16 protein-coding genes are annotated in these 20094 nt (G+C 36.4%); 14 read left to right on the top strand and 2 right to left on the bottom strand.

What is annotated here, in order from left to right; all coding sequences use genetic code 11:
• Positions 1-87: 87 nt before the first annotated feature.
• The 11 genes from BLQ00_RS07355 to BLQ00_RS07305 all read left to right on the top strand — a co-directional run bounded on the left by BLQ00_RS07355 (position 88) and on the right by BLQ00_RS07305 (position 12628).
• A complete protein-coding gene (locus BLQ00_RS07355) occupies positions 88-2295 on the top strand; it encodes a bifunctional alpha,alpha-trehalose-phosphate synthase (UDP-forming)/trehalose-phosphatase (RefSeq protein WP_093142570.1) in 2208 nt (735 codons plus the stop codon).
• A gap of 96 nt (positions 2296-2391) precedes the next feature.
• Positions 2392-3264, top strand: a complete 873-nt coding sequence (locus tag BLQ00_RS07350) for a hypothetical protein (protein ID WP_093142567.1) — start codon at positions 2392-2394, stop codon at positions 3262-3264.
• Positions 3265-3346: 82 nt separating this feature from the next.
• The gene (locus BLQ00_RS07345) at positions 3347-4678 is read left to right on the top strand and encodes a M28 family peptidase (protein ID WP_093142563.1); all 1332 of its coding nucleotides are present in this window, start codon (positions 3347-3349) and stop codon (positions 4676-4678) included.
• Between the two features lie 22 nt (positions 4679-4700).
• On the top strand, positions 4701-6329 hold the full coding sequence (locus BLQ00_RS07340; protein WP_093142561.1) for a M1 family metallopeptidase: 1629 nt from the start codon (positions 4701-4703) through the stop codon (positions 6327-6329).
• Between the two features lie 26 nt (positions 6330-6355).
• Positions 6356-6934 (top strand): YdeI/OmpD-associated family protein, encoded by a 579-nt coding sequence (locus tag BLQ00_RS07335; RefSeq protein ID WP_093142558.1) that lies wholly within the window; start codon positions 6356-6358, stop codon positions 6932-6934.
• Between the two features lie 113 nt (positions 6935-7047).
• Positions 7048-7494 (top strand): hypothetical protein, encoded by a 447-nt coding sequence (locus BLQ00_RS07330; RefSeq protein ID WP_093142556.1) that lies wholly within the window; start codon positions 7048-7050, stop codon positions 7492-7494.
• A complete protein-coding gene (locus tag BLQ00_RS07325) occupies positions 7491-7709 on the top strand; it encodes a helix-turn-helix transcriptional regulator (RefSeq protein ID WP_093142553.1) in 219 nt (72 codons plus the stop codon). Before BLQ00_RS07330 ends, BLQ00_RS07325 begins: the two co-directional genes overlap by 4 nt.
• Positions 7710-7848: 139 nt before the next feature.
• Positions 7849-11145, top strand: coding sequence for an amidohydrolase family protein (locus BLQ00_RS07320; protein ID WP_093142551.1), 3297 nt, complete (start codon positions 7849-7851; stop codon positions 11143-11145).
• On the top strand, positions 11138-11458 hold the full coding sequence (locus BLQ00_RS17560; protein WP_093142549.1) for a hypothetical protein: 321 nt from the start codon (positions 11138-11140) through the stop codon (positions 11456-11458). Before BLQ00_RS07320 ends, BLQ00_RS17560 begins: the two co-directional genes overlap by 8 nt.
• Complete coding sequence (locus BLQ00_RS07310; protein WP_093142546.1) at positions 11436-12107, top strand: ATP-binding cassette domain-containing protein; 672 nt, start codon at positions 11436-11438, stop codon at positions 12105-12107. Before BLQ00_RS17560 ends, BLQ00_RS07310 begins: the two co-directional genes overlap by 23 nt.
• Before the next feature lie 143 nt (positions 12108-12250).
• Positions 12251-12628 carry a LysM peptidoglycan-binding domain-containing protein gene (locus tag BLQ00_RS07305; RefSeq protein WP_093142544.1) on the top strand — a complete coding sequence of 126 codons (378 nt, stop codon included), beginning with the start codon at positions 12251-12253 and terminating at the stop codon, positions 12626-12628.
• 58 nt (positions 12629-12686) lie between these two features.
• On the opposite strand, the gene BLQ00_RS07300 is transcribed toward BLQ00_RS07305, so the two are convergent.
• Both BLQ00_RS07300 and BLQ00_RS07295 read right to left on the bottom strand, forming a co-directional pair.
• Entirely contained in the window at positions 12687-14150 is a 1464-nt protein-coding gene (locus BLQ00_RS07300) for a MoxR family ATPase (RefSeq protein WP_093142541.1), read from the bottom strand.
• 88 nt (positions 14151-14238) lie between these two features.
• The gene (locus BLQ00_RS07295) at positions 14239-15378 is read right to left on the bottom strand and encodes a vWA domain-containing protein (protein WP_093142538.1); all 1140 of its coding nucleotides are present in this window, start codon (positions 15376-15378) and stop codon (positions 14239-14241) included.
• A 128-nt stretch (positions 15379-15506) separates the two neighbouring features.
• Here BLQ00_RS07295 and BLQ00_RS07290 point away from each other — a divergent pair, with 128 nt between their 5' ends.
• From BLQ00_RS07290 to BLQ00_RS07280, 3 genes are all read left to right on the top strand, one after another.
• Positions 15507-18710, top strand: coding sequence for a WD40/YVTN/BNR-like repeat-containing protein (locus BLQ00_RS07290; RefSeq protein WP_093142536.1), 3204 nt, complete (start codon positions 15507-15509; stop codon positions 18708-18710).
• Positions 18711-18805: 95 nt separating this feature from the next.
• Positions 18806-19333 carry a hypothetical protein gene (locus BLQ00_RS07285; RefSeq protein WP_139149371.1) on the top strand — a complete coding sequence of 176 codons (528 nt, stop codon included), beginning with the start codon at positions 18806-18808 and terminating at the stop codon, positions 19331-19333.
• Positions 19333-20076: an LVIVD repeat-containing protein gene (locus BLQ00_RS07280; protein ID WP_093142532.1), complete on the top strand. Its 744-nt coding sequence runs from the start codon at positions 19333-19335 to the stop codon at positions 20074-20076. The genes BLQ00_RS07285 and BLQ00_RS07280 overlap by 1 nt, the downstream gene beginning before the upstream one ends.
• Positions 20077-20094: the final 18 nt, after the last annotated feature.

Raw genomic sequence — 20094 nt, 5'->3', positions numbered from 1 at the left:
TAAATACTTCCATTTAGTAGGTTTTCATACCAATTTTATCGAAATTTATACAAAAACCAGCTAATTTCAGCCAAAAAATAGCGATTTATGAGTAAAACTATCATTATCTCAAATAGACTACCTGTTCAATTAGAAATTCACAATAAAGAGATTAAATCAACACCTAGTATTGGAGGATTGGCAACAGGAATGAAATCTGTTCACTCTGGAAGTAACGATTTATGGATAGGTTGGAGTGGCTTAACAGCCGAAAACATCCCTACTGAACTAGAAAAGGATATTGATGCCGCATTAAAAGAGCATGGCTGCTCCAAAGTAAACTTAACTGAAAGTGAGGTTGATGGTTTTTATTTCGGATTTAGCAACCGAACTATTTGGCCTTTGTTTCATTACTTTTTAGAGTATGCTGAGTTTGAATTGACAAATTGGGAAATATACAAAGCCGTAAATCAAAAATTTGCAGATGAAATTATAAGTAAAGCTGACGATGATGATATTATTTGGGTTCACGATTACCAATTAATGCTGGTTCCGCAAATGGTGAAAAATAAAAAACCTGATATTTCTATTGGTTTCTTTCTACACATACCTTTTCCTTCTTACGAGATATTTAGAACCTTACCTTGGCGTGAAGAGATTTTATTAGGTTTGTTAGGCTCCGACTTAATAGGCTTTCACACCTATGATTACGAACGACATTTTTTAAGTTCCGTTAGACGCTTGTTGCGACTAGAGGTTAGTTTTAACGAAATACATATTGACAATAGAATTGTTAAGGTAGATTCTTTTCCAATGGGTATTGACTATAAAAAGTTTAGTGAAGCTGGAAAAGCCAATTCACTGAATACAATCGAAAATCAATCAGACTTTCAACAACGATTAAATGCACATAAAGAGTCAACCAAAAATGCAAAATTAATCTTATCGATAGACCGGTTAGATTACTCCAAAGGAATTGCCAAAAGATTGAAAGCTTTTGAATATTTTTTAAACAAGCATCCAAAATATAAAGAAAAGGTTCGCTTAATAATACTAGCGGTGCCTTCTCGGTCTAATGTTCCACAATATCAATTGCTAAAAAAAGAGATTGACGAACTCGTAGGCAGAATTAATGGAGAATTTTCAACAGTAAATTGGACTCCTATTTGGTATTTTTATAGATCAATGCCTTTTGAAAATTTAATTGATTTATACACATCGTGTGATATCGCGTGGCTTACTCCTATTCGAGATGGAATGAATTTGGTTGCTAAAGAATATATCGCTACACGAACAGACAAATCGGGAGTTTTAATATTAAGTGAAATGGCAGGTTCTGCTAATGAAATGAACGAATCACTTCTAATCAATCCTAATAATTTTGAACAAACCTCTGAAGCCTTATGCAAAGCGATAAATATGCCTTTGGAAGAGCAACAGGAACGCAACGATATTCTACAAAAAAGATTGGAACGTTACAACGTTGAAAAATGGGCCAATGATTTTATAAACTCTTTAAAAAATCAAAAAGAAGCTGGGAATATATATGTTTCAAGAAAATTATCTACCAAACTCTTAGATTCAGTACAAAACAACTATACCAATGCTAAAAAACGATTGTTATTTATAGATTACGACGGCACCTTGGCTGCGTTTAAAAACGACCCTCAAAAAGCCAAACCTGATCAAGAGTTATATACCTTATTAGATGAAATTTCTTCGCAACCAAATACCCATATGTATTTAATAAGCGGTCGAGATAAAGAAACCTTTACGAAGTGGTTTTTACATAAAAAATACAATATGATTGTAGAACACGGAGTTTGGATTTCAAAAGCTGGCGAAGAATTTAGAATGTTAGAAAATGTGAAAAGAGACTGGATGGAAAAAATATATCCAGTATTAGAATCTTTTGTAGACCGAACGCCAGGAAGTTTTATTGAAGAAAAAAACTATTCAATGGCGTGGCATTACAGAAAAACGGACCCAGATTTTGGTCAAAAAAGAGCTACAGAACTAAATACTGTATTAACCAGTTTAATTGCCAACGATGATTTAAGCGTACTAAATGGTAACAAAGTAGTGGAAATAAAAAGTAGTAATGTAAACAAAGGACGTGCTGCTATGCGTGTTTTCAATGATGATACTTACGATTTTGTTTTTGCAATTGGTGATGATTGGACAGACGAATTTATGTTTCAAGAATTACCCGAAACTGCCATTACTATAAAAGTTGGATTACAAAAAACAGCCGCTAAATATTATGTCGATGGTACTAAAGAAGTGCGAAAACTCTTAAACCATTTTATCAATTAAAATCAATGCATAAAATCGTTTTTATATGAAGGGAGCTTTTTTATATTTTATAACTTTGGTTCGAACTTTGCTATATTAAAAAACTAAAAGCTACTGATGAATAAAATAATTGCTACGATCCTATTAGGTACTTCCTGCTCTCTTTTTGCACAAACAAACCCAGAAGTCTATTTGGGAAATGTGAAATCTGAATATGGCGGATTGGCTATTTATAATTTTCAAAACATTTCAAACGATGCTGGTTACGACAATCAGCCATCATTCGTGGGTAATTCAGAAGTGCTTTTTGCTGGGAATAATACAAATCAGACAGATATCACCACTTATTCTATTGCTACTAAAACCAAAAATAATTTTTACAAAAGTACGCCAGGAGGTGAATATTCTCCAAAAATGGTCCCTAACAAAACCAATGTTGTTTCCGCTGTACGACTAGACCCCGATGGTTTGCAACGCTTGTATTTTTACGAAAAAGGTTTTAAAAACCCTTCCGAAGCAATTAAAGGACTCCAAGTCGCCTATTACGATTATTACGATGACAATACATTAGTTGCTTCCGTACTTCGTGATGACGAGCTAGACTTGGTTGTTTCAAAATTAAAGTCCCAAAAAACAGATACCTTAGTAACCAATGTGGGACGTTCCATTAGTAAAGTTCCAAATTCTAACACCATAAGCTACACGCTTGCCAACAAAGACAAGAATCAAGAACTCTTTTTACTAAATATGGAAACTTATGAAAGTTTTTTTGTGTGCCAACTGCCAGTGGGTATTCAAGATTACGCTTGGTTAAATGACTCTCAGATTCTGATAGGTAGCAACAGTAAAATATACTTGTATGATACTTTTTTAAACGAAGAATGGAGTGAAGTTGCAGATCTTTCCGAAGACAATATCACAAACATCACACGCCTTGCTGTGAGTCCGAATCAAAATTACATTGCCATTGTTGCCGAACCAAACGACTAATTATTTTGCTTAAAAATGATAAACTTTTCAGAATAAATGCAAAAAAACTTTCTTTTCGCTACTTTTATTCGAAAGAACAACAATGAGATTTTACCTTTTAGTTTTTAATTTATTAGTTACGGTTGTTACAATCGCGCAAACAGATGTGCGTATGTATGATATTATTTCAAGTGTTTCTTCGGAACGTATTGAAAAAGATATTACGACTTTGGCTAACTTCGGAACGCGACACACTTTAAGTGATATGGTATCGGATACACGAGGAATCGGTGCTGCCAGACGATGGATTAAAAAAGAGTTTGAAGGCATTTCTGAAGGTTGTTCGCAATGTTTAAACGTTTACTATCAAAAAAATCTTATTAAAAAAGGGGATAACAATCGAATCACAAAAGATGTTTGGGTGGTAAATGTCGTTGCTGTACAAAAAGGAACGAAATACCCAAATCGGTATATAATTATGAGTGGCGATATCGATTCGCGTGTTACAGATCCAAATGATTTTACTTCGGATGCGCCTGGCGCCAACGATAATGCCAGCGGAATGGCAGGAACTCTTGAAGCAGCTAGAGTCCTTTCCAAGTATAGTTTTGAAAATAGCGTTGTATATATAGGTCTTAGTGGTGAAGAACAAGGTTTGTATGGCGGTAAGGGATTTGCAGAGTTTGCCAAAACCAACGGTTGGGATCTAATTGGTGTTATTAACAATGATATGATTGGTAATATTACAGGAGTTGATGGTATTACAAGTAATACTGACTTCCGTATTTTTAGTGAACCCGTTCCTCCTACCGAAACTGAAAAAGAACGAAATGCAAGACGTTTTTACGGAGGCGAAGTAGACGGAATTTCTAGACAATTAGCCCGTTATATTCATAAAACAACACAAACCTATATGCCCGAAATGAATCCAATGTTGATTTATAGATTGGATCGTTTTGGAAGAGGCGGACATCACCGACCTTTTAATGATGCTGGCTTTCCTGGGATTCGTATTATGGAAGCACACGAAAATTACACCCAGCAACATCAAGACCTTAGAACAGAGAATGGAATTGAGTATGGAGACAAACTTAACTTTGTAAATTTTGACTACGCAAAACGCTTAACGGCCGTAAATGCGATCAATTTGGCAAGTTTAGCTTGGGCACCCCCCGCACCCACCGAAGTTGCCATTGGCGGAATTGTTGAACCTTCAGCAAAATTAAAATGGAACAAAGTTGCTGGCGCTACAGGATATAAAATTTATTGGCGTGACACGACTTCTTCTACTTGGGATTATAGTAGATTTGTAGGAGATGTTTCAGAAGCAACATTGGAAGGAATCGTAATAGACAATTATTTCTTTGGGGTCGCTTCCGTAGGAAAAAATGGACATGAAAGTGTGGTCGTTTTTCCAAATAAAATAATTAGATAGTTTACAAATACACTTAGTATATATGAAAAAAATAACAACTTCTCTCCTAGCGCTTATTATTTCAGCGAGTTGTTTCGCTCAAAAAATTACAGAAGAAGAGGAATTACGAGGAAGTATTACGTCGGAAAGAGCTTGGTGGGATTTAGTCCATTATGATTTGAAGGTTGAAGTACTTCCAAATAAAAAGGCTTTAAAAGGTAGTAATACAATTACCTATAAAGTATTAGATAGAGATAAGGTGATGCAAATAGAATTGCAACCCCCCATGCGAATCGATAGAGTTGAACAAAACGGTGAGAAATTATCCTATAAAACAGAAGGTATTTCTCATTTCATCAAGCTAAAAGAAAAACAAAAACCTGGAGACGAAAACAAACTCACTGTCTTTTTTTCTGGAAAGCCTGTAGAAGCTAAAAATCCACCATGGGATGGCGGATTTACTTGGAAAAAAGACAGCAACGGAAAACATTTCATTGCCAACTCTAATCAAGGTATTGGATCCAGTATTTGGTGGCCAAACAAGGACCACCCCGCAGATGAGCCAGACAACGGAGTGACTATTTCGGTGACTACTCCAAAAGATTTAATGGATGTCTCTAACGGAAGATTGGTAGAAACAAAAGACAATGGCGATACCAAAACGTGGGTTTGGAATGTTGTAAACCCTATAAATAATTACAGTGTTAATATTAACGTGGGCGATTATGTTCATTTCGGGGAAGTGTATGAAGGTCTAAACGGAAACTTAGACATGGATTATTATGTACTTCGTGAAAATGAAGAAAAAGCGAAAGAACAATTTTTACAAGCGCCATTAATGATGCGTGCATTCGAATATTGGTTTGGTCCCTACCCTTTTTACGAAGACAGTTACAAATTGGTAGAAGCTCCCTATTTAGGAATGGAACATCAAAGTAGTGTTACCTACGGAAATCATTATGAAAATGGATATCTAGGACGAGATTTATCAGAATCTGGATGGGGATTGCAATTCGATTTTATTATAATTCACGAGTCAGGACATGAATGGTTTGCCAATAATATCACCAATAAAGATGTAGCCGATATGTGGATTCATGAAGGATTTACAGCGTATTCTGAAAATCTATATTTGAACTATCATTTTAGTGATGAAGCAGCTTCTGAATATGTTTTAGGAACCCGTAAATTAGTTTCTAACGACCGACCTATAATTGGCACGTATAATGCAAACCGAGAAGGAAGTGGCGATATGTACTACAAAGGGGCAAACATATTACACACAGTACGACAACTAATTCATGATGACTCAAAATGGAGAGCTATTCTGAAAGGTTTAAACAAAGAATTTTACCATCAAACTGTTACTACAGAACAGGTTGAAAACTATATCTCGGAACAAAGTGGAATTGATCTTTCGGTATTTTGGGATCAATACTTACGTACTATTTTAATCCCAAAAGTAGTGTACACGGTTGAAGGAAATACGTTGAAGTTTAAATACGAGGACGTTATTGAGGACTTTACAATGCCTGTGATTGCTATTGTAAATGGTAAAGAAGTTTGGATTACTCCTTCTTCGGAATGGAATACAAAGGAGTTTCCGAATTCGATTAAAACAGTTTCTTTTAAAGAAGACTTTTACGTTGAAACTGAAGAAGTTTCAAAATAAAAACAATCATGCGTTAGCCTTTGTAAATGGAAAAACCAGAATTATACTTTCCTAAAGCTATTGAATGGCGCGAATGGCTTCATACACATCATAACAATCATCCCAAAGGAATACATCTAATATTCTACAAAGTGGAACTAAATATTCCCACAATGCGCTGGGAAGAAGCTGTAAAAGAAGCATTATGTTATGGTTGGATAGATAGTACGGTAAAGAGTTTAGGAAATGGAAAGCGACGTCAATTTTTTTGTCCTAGAAACCCGAAAAGCACATGGAGTGCGCTTAACAAATCCTATATAAAAGAATTAGAGCAAGAACATTTAATTCATGAAAGTGGCTGGAAAACAATTCACTTAGCTAAAAAAACAGGAACTTGGACCGCCATGGACGATGTGGAAAATTTAATTGTTCCTGAAAATTTAGAAAAAGCATTTCGTAATAATCCAGCTGCCTACGACAATTATCAAAAATTTGCTCCAAGCTACAGGAAAAACTATTTAACATGGTTGTACCAAGCAAAGCGCGAAGAAACGCAACAAAAAAGAATTGCAGAAATCATTAAACTATGTGCTGCTAATATGAAATCTAGAGAACAATCACGGTAATAAATAATTGCAAACTATTTTTTTATTTCAAAATGTAAAGTATATTTGTCATATAGTAAAGTAAACTTTCTTTTTAGGGGTGTTTACTTATTGTTTAACATTAAATGAGAGTCATGGATTTAAAATCAATTTTAGAATGCGAACGGAAAAGTCTTGAGAAATTAAAAAGATACCAATTACCCAATTCTTTCAAAAAGGTTGGAGTTGGTATAATTTTAATTTCTGTTGTTTCTATCATCGGAATCAAACTATCAATTGATACGCCCAACTTAAAAAAAGCAGCAATGTATGGCGTGCTTTTAGGCTTGTTGGTTATTTCTATTTCAAAAGAAAAAATTGAAGATGAATTAATTACGAATTTAAGAATGCAATCCTATGCCTTGGCCTTTATCGCCGGAGTACTAATCACATTAACAAATCCCCTATTCTCTTATATAGCAAGTTCTCTTTTTGATAAACAATTAGAACATTTTAATGGAATGGGAGATTGGCAAATATTATGGATTTTACTGAGCATTCAAGTTTTTTATTTTGAGCTATTAAAGCGATTCAATAAATGAGAAATAGACTAAAAATTGAACGGGCTATATTGAACTTAACGCAAGAAGAACTTGCACATAAAATTGGAGTCTCAAGACAAACCATAAGTTCAATTGAAAAAAACAGGTATGTCCCTTCTACGGTTCTATCGCTAAAACTATCAATATTATTTCAAAAACCTGTAAATGAGTTTTTTGAATTGGATGATACTGAAATTTCCGAAGTAAAAAAATAAGATGTAAATCAGTTGTATTGAATCGTTTCATTTGAATAAAAGCTTTGCAAAAGGAATTAAAATCTCTTACTAATCTTTTACAAACACTAAATGGACAAAACGATTTTAGTATCTTTAGCTTTCAATAAAACTGACTGCTATGCGAATACTACTTGCTTTACTTTTCATCACTTTTTCAACCGCAACTTACGCGCAAAAAAAGAAAGATAAAAAAGAAGAAAACACTTCTTGGGAAGTTGCCAATCCTGGAAAAGATTTCAACTACAAAAAACATAGTTTTACTACAAACGAAGGTACTTGGATGAACCTAGATGTAAGTCCGAACGGACAAACCATTGTGTTTGATATGTTAGGCGACATTTATAGCATGCCAATCACAGGAGGTAAAGCAACAATACTTCGGAAAGGGATTCCCTTCGAAATACAACCACGTTTTAGTCCGGATGGTTCTAAAATTTCATTTACAAGTGACGCAGGTGGTGGAGATAACATTTGGGTGATGGATGCTAACGGAAGCAATGCAAAACAAATCACTAAAGAAGATTTCAGATTGCTAAACAATGCTGCTTGGACACCTGACGGAAACGGACTTATCGCTCGGAAGCACTTTTCTTCTGGACGTAGCTTAGGTGCTGGAGAGATGTGGCAATACCATATTACTGGTGGAAGTGGCTTACAACTTACCGAACGTAAAAATGATCAACAAGATGTAAATGAACCTTTTGTTTCTCCCGACGGAAAATACCTTTACTACAGTGAAGACATGTATCCAGGCGGTTATTTTCAATACAACAAAGATCCTAACAAGCAGATTTATGTTGTAAAACGTTATGACTTTGAAACTGGTGAAACAGAAACGATCACTGGAGGTCCAGGAGGTGCTGCAAGACCAACAGTATCTCGAGACGGTAAAAAGTTAGCGTTTGTTAAACGTGTTCGTGAGAAAACAGTACTTTATATTCATGATTTGGAAACGGGTGAAGAATGGCCTGTTTACGATCAATTAAGTAAAGATCAACAAGAAGCTTGGGCTATTTTTGGCGTGTATCCAAATTTTAACTGGATGCCTAATAATATTGAAATCGTTTTTTGGAGTGGTGGTAAAATTCAAAAATTAAACACAAGTACACTTGCTGTTACTGAAATTCCTTTTACAGTAAATGTTGCCATCGATATTGCGGAAACAGTTCACTTTAATACTCCTATTGAAAGAGAAACTTTTACACCAAAAATGATTCGGCATGCCGTTACTTCTCCCGACGGAAATACAATACTCTTCCAAGCCTTAGGATATTTATGGAAAAAAGAATTGCCAAACGGAACACCACAACGATTAACATCAGAGACCGATTTTGAATTTGAACCTCAATTTTCTCCAAACGGAAATGAAATTGTATATGTAACTTGGAACGATCTTGAAAAAGGTGCTATTTATACGATTCCTTCAGCTGGAGGAATACCTACAAAAATTACAACTTCAAAAGCAATTTACAGAACACCTTCTTACGCTCCTAACGGACAATCAATTGTGTTCAGAAAAGAAAAAGGAAATACAGATCAAGGGTTCACTTTTACTAAAAACCCTGGTATTTATACAATGCATCTTTCTTCAGGAAAAGAAACAAAACTAACCGACAAAGGTGAATACCCAACCTATACTGCCGATGGAAACCGAATTTTCTTGCAATTGGGAGGAACATATTTCGGAGAAAACACAAAAAGCTTAATTAGTATAAATCTACAAGGAAACGACGAAAGAACACACCTTACGTCTAAATACGGAAATCGTTTGGTGCCAAGTCCTGACAATAAATGGATCGCTTTTTCAAATCTTCATAAAGTATATATAGCTCCCTTGGTTCTTAACGGAAAAACCATAGATCTCGACAACAACTCAAAATCAGTTCCTGTTTCTAAAATAGCCGAAGATGCCGGTATCAACTTACATTGGTCACCAAACAGTGACAAAATAATGTGGACCTTAGGCGATGAATACTTCAGTAACGATATCAAGAATCGATTTACATTTTTAGCTGGTTCTCCTGAAACCATTCCGGAGCTAACAAAACAAGGAATTAAAATTGGACTTACTGCTCCTGTAGATAAGCCTTCCGGACTTGTAGCCATTGCTAACGCCCGAATTATTACAATGAATGGTGACGAAGTCATTGAAGATGGAAATATTCTAATTAAAGACAATGTCATTATCAAAATTGGAAAAGCATCAGAAATGCCTATTCCTCATACCGCAAAAATATATCTAGCCGCGGGTAAAACAGTAATGCCAGGAATGGTAGATGCGCATGCACATATTGGGGCGTTTCGTTCTGGACTTACCGTTCAAAACAACTGGCAGTTCATGACGAACCTAGCCTTTGGAGTGACGACATCGCATGATCCTTCAGCCAACACAGAAACTGTATTTTCCTTATCAGAATTACAAAAAGCTGGTGGATTAATTGGTCCAAGGTTATACTCAACCGGTTTTATTCTATATGGTGCCGATGGAGATTTTAAAGCTGTAATTAATAGTCTTGACGATGCGAGAAGTAACATTAGACGAACCAAAGCATTTGGAGCTAAGAGTGTAAAAAGCTACAATCAACCGCGCCGTGATCAGCGCCAACAGGTATTGCAAGCTGCGCGCGAATTAAATATAAATGTTGTTCCTGAAGGTGGCTCTACATTTTTCCACAATCTCACTATGGTTATTGACGGGCATACAGGCGTAGAACATAACATTCCGGTAGCTCCTGTTTACAAAGATGTTTTAGAATTATGGAGCCATAGTAATGTAGGCTACACTCCTACTCTTATTGTTAATTATGGTGGATTAAATGGAGAGTATTTTTACTACGAACGTGACAATGTTTGGGAAAATGAAAAACTATTAAACTTCACTCCAAGAGGTATTATTGACAGCAGAACAAGACATAGAAACAAAGCGCCACAAAAAGAATATGAAAATGGTCACATTTTAGTGTCAAATACCACCAAAAAACTTAGCGATGCAGGCGTAAAAGTGAATATGGGAGCTCACGGACAACTACAAGGACTCGGAGCACATTGGGAAACTTGGATGTTAGTACAAGGAGGAATGACTCCTCACGAAGCTCTAAAAGCTGCCACCATCAATGCTGCTAACTACATTGGTGCAGGAAGCGATATTGGATCGATAGAAGTTGGAAAACTTGCCGATTTATTAATTCTTTCTGAAAATCCTTTAGAAGACATCGAAAACACCCAATACATTGAAAAAGTAATTAGCAACGGACGTATCTACGACGCTAAAACAATGAATGAAATGGGCTACTATCCTAAGGAACGTGCTACATTTTATTGGGAAACAGAAAAATCGAATGAAGCATTTCCTTGGCACGAAGAAACCAATAGCTTTATGTACGGAGGTTGTGGATGTCATGTAAGTCATGACTAAAACACCTTACAGAGCACTGTGGCATTTTTACAAAGGGATACTTCCGTTTGTACTAGTGTTTACAGTGCTTTGTGCTATTATTTTTGGGCCTTTTATAGCTTTTGCTCTATTTATAATCGCAGGAATTCCAGTTGGGTTAGTAGTATTCAACATCGTAAAAAAACAAGAATTCTATTTTTATTACAATCTAGGATATACGAAATGGAAGTTATTCAAATCCGCTTTTGTATTTAATACTTTTATCGGAATTCCTATCGTAGTGATTCTTCTCATTCTTATAAATTTCATTTTTGGCGATCTTAGACTTATATAATGCGACCAAATCGTTTGGATCTAAGGAGATTTTAAAAGAAGTCTCTTTTAGCTGTAAAACGGGCGATATTTTAGGTGTTTTCGGAAAGAATGGCTGCGGAAAGTCAACACTTCTCAAGCTTATTTTTGGAACACTGAAAGCGGATCGCTTAGAGTTAAGCATCAATGGAGTTTCGGTTTCTTCCGAAGAAATCATTTTAAAACAGCAAATAGCCTATCTCCCACAAAGTTCCTTTATTCCGAAGCATGTAAGAGTGCGCGATGTAATCCCGATGTATTTTTACACACAAGAAAAACAAGACGCTGTGTTTTACAATCCGAGTATCGCCAAAATAGCCGCAAAACGAGTGGGTGATTTATCGTTAGGAGAATTACGATACTTTGAAGTTATCCTCATTGGAAATTTAGACCATCCCTTTTTGTTATTGGACGAACCTTTCTCAATGATTGAACCATTGCACAAAGAAGAGATTAAACTATTTTTAGAAAGGCTAAAACCCACTAAAGGTATTATTCTTACCGATCATTATTTTGATGATGTATTGCAAACTACCACAAAAAACATCGTTATTTCTGAAGGAAAAAGCATTGAGATACATTCAAAAGAAGAATTAATTACACATCGATATCTCTCTCAAAACCATCTTTAGAAGATGCTGAAAACCGACCACACACCGCTTATAACAAGCTAAACATCGAAAATACAAATATTGACATTTAATTAATACCTCGGAAGAAAAAGGAAGGCACATATTTTGTATCTTTAAGTTCAATAACAATAAAACGAATTAAAATGATTAAAGCAAAATATCAGTCTGTATTAGATTTAGGAGAAAATTTAAACATTCAGAACGGAGATGTAAAAGAAGAAGGCGGACAGTTAAAAGTATGGGGAACTGCAAATACTCCGTACGAAAAGAACTTACTTTGGGACGAAATTAAAAAAGTTGGTGGTGAAAACCCAACAGATATTATGGCAGACATTAAAGTGGCTGATGAGTCTGTTTTTCATCGTCACACTGTAGCTGGAGGTGAATCTTTAAGTAAAATAGCAAAACATTACTACAAAGATCCTATGAAGTATAAAGCGATTTTTGAAGCAAATAAAAATATTTTAAGCAATCCTGATGTAATTCATCCAGGACAAGAGTTGGTGATTCCAAATCTATAATACACTTTAAGTATAAAAACGGTCTAAAAAATTACTGCTTTTTAGACCGTTTCCTTTTTTATAAATCTTGGATGTAGCTTCCGTAAACATCTTTAAAGTGCAAGCCGTCCCCTAAGTTATACTTGCTCAATTTTCGGAACTCGACCAATGCCCATAGAATAAATTCTTTATAGAAATAACGATCTTCAGCTTCCAAATCTGGTTGGTACAATTTTAACAATCGCTCCAAGGGTTCTATTCTATCCAATGCGGCTTTGTATTCTGTATCGGTTAATGAATCTAACAATTCAAAACCACTTTCTTCAAAAAACCAAGCCACTAGGTCGGTATATGGATCTGGTTCATTCTCTTTTTGCAATTTTTCAATCTTCGGAAAGTATTCCAAAAACTGAACCTTTACTGCATCAGCAATTAACTGCTGCGCTACTTGAGATGCTCCCTCCTGCTCGCCTTCGTACACCAATTCAACTTTCCCTGTAATCGCTGGAATAATCCCGATAAAATCACCCAAACGAACGGTCGTCTTTTCATTACCATTTTGTAACGCACGACGTTCTGCTGTGCTTAATAAATTCTGAAAAGCAGTAATACTTAAACGTGCACTTACCCCACTTTTAGCATCGATAAACTCACTCTCACGTGCTTCAAAACTAATTTGTTCTATAATATCTTTTGCCAACTCTGGAACATAGACATGCTTTTTTTCTGAAGCAGCTTCCATTGTTTCTTGCTGCGTAATGGTACGGGCAATTTCTAAATTTTCAGGATAATGCGTTAAAATTTGAGACCCAATACGATCTTTTAATGGTGTTACAATACTTCCACGATTCGTGTAGTCTTCAGGATTTGCAGTAAATACAAATTGAATATCCAACGGTAATCGCATGCTAAATCCACGAATTTGAACATCGCCTTCTTGTAAAATATTAAACAAGGCAACTTGAATTCTTGCTTGTAAATCGGGTAATTCATTAATTACGAAAATACATCGATTCGCTCGCGGAATCATTCCGAAGTGAATCACACGATCGTCGGCATACGTCAATTTTAAATTAGCAGCTTTTATAGGATCTACATCTCCAATTAAATCGGCTACTGTTACATCGGGTGTCGCTAATTTTTCTGAAAAACGGTCGTCCCGATGCAACCACGTAATGGGCGTATCGTCTCCTTTTTCTGAAAGTAGATTTTTTGCAAATCTAGAAATTGGTTTAAAAGGATCATCGTTAATTTCACTGCCTTCTACTAAAGGTATATATTCGTCTAAAAGTCGAAGCATTTGCCGTGCCAAACGTGTTTTTGCTTGTCCGCGTAATCCCAACAAATTGATATTGTGTTTTGAAAGAATAGCGCGTTCTAATTCAGGAATCACTGTAAATTCGTAGCCGTGAATTCCTTCAAAAGTAGTTTCCTTCTTCATCAATTTTTGAAGCAGATTTCTACGTAATTCTTCTTTAACTGATTTGTATTCAAATCCGGCGGCTTTTAATTCGCCAAACGTATTAATGTTTTCAATTTTCATATGTTTTTCTTTTCAGAACTCATTCAGAATAAATAAGACAATGGCTAATTGTCGTCACATACTCTCTATTTTATACTTCTTTTATTGCTTACCGAAGCCTTTTCTTCCGATTGGTTTCATAGTCGGTAAAAATCATTTCTCCTAATCCTTGCAAACCTGTGTAAAACGCTTTTCCTTGATTTGCTTCCGTAAAGTTATCTACAAATTGTTGTAAATAAGGATCGCTTGCAATCATAAACGTGGTGATAGGAATGTGTAACTTTCTAGCTTGTGATGCCATATCGTAGCATTTATTTACGATATAGGGATCTAGTCCGTTGCTATTTTTATAGTATTGGCCGTCGGGAAGTCGCAAGCAACTTGGTTTTCCGTCGGTAATCATAAATATTTGTTTGTTGGTATTTCGCTTTCTACGCAACATATCCATTGCCAATTGCAATCCTGCAACCGTATTGGTATGGTACGGACCGACATTTAAATACGGTAAATCTTTAATTTTAATAGGCCACGCATCATTCCCAAATACCAAAATATCTAAAGTATCCTTAGGATAGCGTGTTGTTATTAATTCGGAAAGTGCCATCGCCACTTTTTTTGCAGGCGTAATGCGATCTTCTCCGTACAAAATCATACTATGACTAATATCGATCATAAGCACCGTACTCATTTGTGCTTTGAAGGTCGTTTCTTCTACCACCAAATCATTTTCGGTTAATGAAAATCCGTCGATTCCGTGATTGACTTGTGCGTTTTTTAGGCTTTCCGTCATTGAAATATGCGACAGGGAATCTCCAAATTGATAGTCTCGAAACTCACCCGATTTTTCATCACCGCGCCCCGTTTGTTTGGTTCTGTGATTTCCAGCACCGCTACGTTTGAGCTTTCCAAAAATCTGCTCTAAAGCACGCTTCCGAAGGGATCTTTCTAATTTTTCAGTGATGCTACTTTTACCTTTTCCATCCCCATGTCCTTTTCCGTCGGGACGAAATTCTTCACGAATAAATCCTTTCTGTTTAAGTTCTTCTATAAAATCGTCAATGGTATATTCGGGAGTAGTGAGTTTGTATTCCTTATCCAACTCACGTAACCAATCGATCGCTTCATCAAAATCGCCAGAAGTATGTGTAATCAATTCTTGAAATATTTCGAAAAGTTTCTCGAAAGGAGATTGCTCTTTTGGGGTGTGTTTTGTAAAAACAAAGCCCGTACGTCCAGTTTTCTTCTTCATACTCTAAAATTACTACATTTTAAATGTATTTCTAGAGTAGTTAACATCCATTTATGAATTGCCTTCTGAAACATTTTAGTAACTTTAAAAATTCACAACTAATTTTTAATTAATTCCATTTTGAAACCATGAAAAAACGACTCCTTCTGATGCTTCTCTGCATCTCTTCTACGCTATTTTCTCAAGATATTTCAATGGATCTTTTAAAAGATTTAAAACCGAGAAACATAGGGCCTGGCGGAATGTCTGGCCGAGTTACTGCCATTGATGTCGTGACGAAAGACCCAAAGATTATATACGTTGGAACTGCTTCTGGAGGTTTGTGGAAGTCGGAAAGTGGCGGAATTAAATGGAGACCTATTTTTGATAATGAAGCAACATCATCCATTGGAGCTGTGGCGATTCAGCAATCAAATCCTTCCGTAATTTGGGCAGGGACTGGAGAAGGCAACCCACGAAATAGTTTAAACGGCGGATATGGAATTTATAAATCGTTAGACGGTGGGAAAAACTGGGAGTTGATGGGACTTGAAAAAACACGACACATTCATCGTATTATTATCGATCCTACAAACCCAAACATCATATACGCAGGAGCCATTGGCTCTCCATGGGGAGAACATCCTGAACGCGGGGTTTTCAAAACAATTGACGGCGGAAAAACGTGGACTAAAATATTATTCACCAACAACAAGTCTGGGGTAGCCGATATGGTTATGGATCCTACAAATCCGAACAAATTATTGGTTGCAATGTGGGAACACAAACGCGATCCCTGGTTTTTTAAATCGGGTGGTGAGGGTTCTGGATTGTTCGTGACCCATGATGGAGGTGAAACTTGGGAACAAAGAACTGATACAGATGGATTGCCAAAAGGCGAACTAGGACGTATCGGAATTGCCATTGCAGCGAGTAAACCCAATATTGTGTATGCGTTGGTAGAAGCCAAAAAGAATGCGCTTTACAAATCTGAAGACGGTGGTTTTACCTTCAAAAAGGTAAATGATAACGATGATATTGGAAATCGTCCGTTTTATTATTCTGAAATTTATGTAGATCCAGAAAACGAAAATAGAGTGTATTCTGTGTTTACCTATGTGAATGTTTCTGAAGATGGTGGAAAAAAATTCACCCAACTAATGCCTGCGTATGGTGTTGACAACGGTGTACATCCCGATCATCACGCGTGGTGGATACATCCAACCGACGGAAGTTTTATGATGGATGGAAATGACGGTGGTTTAAATATTACGCACGATGGTGGCGCTTCTTGGCGTTTTATAGGAAACCTTCCTGTAGCGCAATTTTACCATATCAATGTAGATAATGACTTTCCATACAACGTTTATGGAGGCATGCAAGACAACGGAAGCTGGCGTGGCCCAGCATATGTTTGGAAAAGTCAAGGAATTCGGAATGATTACTGGCAAGAAATCTCGTTTGGAGATGGATTTGATGTTATTTCAGACCCTGACGACAGTCGATATGGCTGGAGTATGAGTCAGCAAGGCTATGTAAGCAGGTTTGATTACCTCACAGGGAATAATTATACCGTACGACCTACGCACCCCGATCCCAACGTAAAATTGCGTTTTAATTGGAACGCTGCGATAAATATTGATCCTTTTAGTAGTCATACGATTTACTTCGGAAGTCAATACGTGCACAAAAGTTTAGATAAAGGGCTCACATGGAAAGTTATCTCTCCCGACTTAACCACAAATGATCCTGAAAAACAAAAACAAAGTGAGAGTGGTGGTTTGACATTAGATGCTACGGGAGCTGAAAATCATACCACTATTTTAGTGTTAGAACCATCTCCTGTAGAGCAAAATATGCTTTGGGCTGGAACTGATGATGGGAAGGTACATTATACTCAAAATGGAGGGACAACATGGATAGATGTTTCAAATAATTTAAAAGGGTTGCCTAGCGGAAGTTGGATAGTACAAATAAAAGCTTCGAACAAAAACAAAGGAGAAGCTTTACTCGTTGCCAATGATTACCGACGATTTAATTATACACCCTACGCCTATCGAACAACGAACTATGGAAAAACTTGGACTCGAATTGTTAAGGAAGGAGATGCCTTAAGTTTCGCCTTGTGTATCGTAGAAGATCCTATTGAAAAAAACTTGCTTTTTTTAGGGACTGATGATGGATTGTATGTCTCTATAAATGCAGGGACTTCTTGGAAAAAATGGACGCATGGCTTCCCAACAGTTTCGGTAAAAGATTTGGTGATACACCCGAGAGAACATGATTTGGTCATCGGTACGTTTGGGCGTGCAGCATGGGTTTTGGACGATATTAGACCTCTAAGAGCCATTGCTAAGAATAAAAGTGTATTGGCTTCAGACATGCAATTGTTCGATCCTCCAACGGCCTATCAAGCGGCTTACCAGCAACCCACAGGAAGTCGATTTGGTGCCGATGCAATTTTCAATGGAGAAAACAGAGGCTATGGTGCAGCGCTTTCGTATTACTTTCAGAAAAAAGCGACCCCTAAAACGAATTCTGAAGATGAAACGGAGCCAGAAAGTGAAGACGACACGGATGTTTCCGAAGAAAAAGATACAGCAAGTAAAGATTCTATCTACTTAAAAATTTATGACGGAACTCGACTGATTAGAACCTTAAAAAAGAAGGCTCCAGATAGCACAGGAATTTACAAATGGCGATGGAACATGGAGGAAGCAGGTGTCGACAGACCTTCACGGAAAATTAGAGAGCGTAAAAATGAACCTAGAGGAACTCCTGTAAAACCAGGAACCTATCAAGTTAGTATTGAACACAATGGGGTTGTTTCTAAAAATAAAATAGAAGTTAAGAGCGATCCTAGACTACAGGTATCGAAAAAAGCAATTGATGACAGCTATAACGCATCCAAAAAGCTAGAAAAAATGGCACAGACGGTTGCAGATGCTGTTGCGCAATTGGTAGAAAGTAAAAACACGGTGGAGGAATTCAATAAAAAATTAACAAAAGAGGATAAGATAAAATATAAAGAAGAACTTAAATTGGGCAAAGAGATCATTAAAAACATCGATGGTGTCATCGCACTTTATATAGGAAAAGAAGACAAACGGCAAGGGATTACTCGAAATGCTGAAGTAACAGTTTTACAACGCTTACGAACGGCAGGACAATACAGTACGAGTCGTCCCAATGGACTTACGCAAACGGAAACTATTTTACAAAAACAAGCTGAAGATGCTTTTAATGAAGCCATTGTAAAAACAAATGATTTTTTTGCTTCGGAATGGACGCAGTATAGATTAACGCTAGAAAAAATTGAACTTTCACCTTTTAAAAATACGAAGACTTTTTAATTGTTTTCTGAAGATATGGCATTGCTCATAACTTTATAATGATCATACATTTGATTGAAGATTATTTTATACTTTCGATGTAAATATAAACCACAATGAAACGCATACAAATACTCCTTATTCTACTAGTAACGTTTGCTAGCCTTCAAGGGTGTTGTTATTTGGGCGACTGTAATGATGACGACATTGGAGACCCTCTTTTCATTGAAACGGAATATACTCCTGTTGTTATGAATAGAACCGAATTTGAGGAAAGTGTAGCGCTCCTCCCCGCTCGACCTATTGTAAATACAGGGAAAATTTATGCTTTCGGAACTTTACTTTTTGTGAATGAAAAGCATGAAGGTTTCCATGTGATTTTGAATAGTGACCCTTCAAATCCGATTCCTCTTAATTTTATAAAATCGCCTGGAGCGACAGATATTTCGGTTCGTGATGGTGTGTATTATATTAATCAGGCAGTAGATTTAATTGCGATAAGCTATGACAACGAAAGTTCTGGTTTTACAGTTTCTAAGCGCATTCGAAATGTTTTTCCAACCCTACGATCACCTGACGGTTTCTACCATTTTACGAATGAAGAAGAGATTGTTGTTCATTGGATTTTAACTCCACAACCCTAATGAAAAAGATACTTTACATACTAGGAATCGCATTATTAGGATACAGTTGTACGAACGACGGAACTAATGAAAGTGCCATGGATAGTAACTCCATGGACGGACAAGGAGGCTCACTTGCCATTTTCGCCATTTATGGAGATTATTTGTATACCGTTGACGAAAATGATCTTACCGTATTTAATATTTCAACAGCTGCCGATCCTGTTCAGGTAAATTCAGTACCCATTGGATTCAATATTGAAACCTTATTTGGTTTTGGGGACTATCTCTACATTGGGTCTCAAAATGGTATGTTTATTTACAGTATTGAAAATCCAGAGTTTCCTGAATACCTTTCAGATGTGCAACATTTTACCTCGTGTGATCCTGTTGTGGCGAATGAAACACACGCATTTGTTACGTTATGGTCGGATTTAGGTTGTGGAACTTCTGTAAATCAACTGGAAATCTATGATATAAGTGATGTTTTAAATCCATCGCTTATTAGTGTTCGGGAACTTGTATTTCCAAAAGGATTGGGCTTTTATGGCAATTATTTATTTGTTTGTGATGATGAAATCAAAGTTTTTGATATTTCAGATCCGGAAAATTCTGTACTTGTACATAACATCAATCGTTTGGCATTCGATGTTATTATACGAGAAAATCTATTAATAGCAGTTGGTTCGGAAGGTATATATCAATACCAATTAGACCCTAACAACATTGAAAACACGGTCGAATTAAGTGCCATTGAACTATAAATATTTCTTAATATTTTT

The organism is Ulvibacter litoralis (assembly GCF_900102055.1).
GTDB classification, from domain to species: Bacteria; Bacteroidota; Bacteroidia; order Flavobacteriales; family Flavobacteriaceae; genus Ulvibacter; species Ulvibacter litoralis.
The sequence above is the reverse complement of the archived record's forward strand: the minus strand, read 5'-3'. Positions and strand labels throughout refer to the sequence as shown.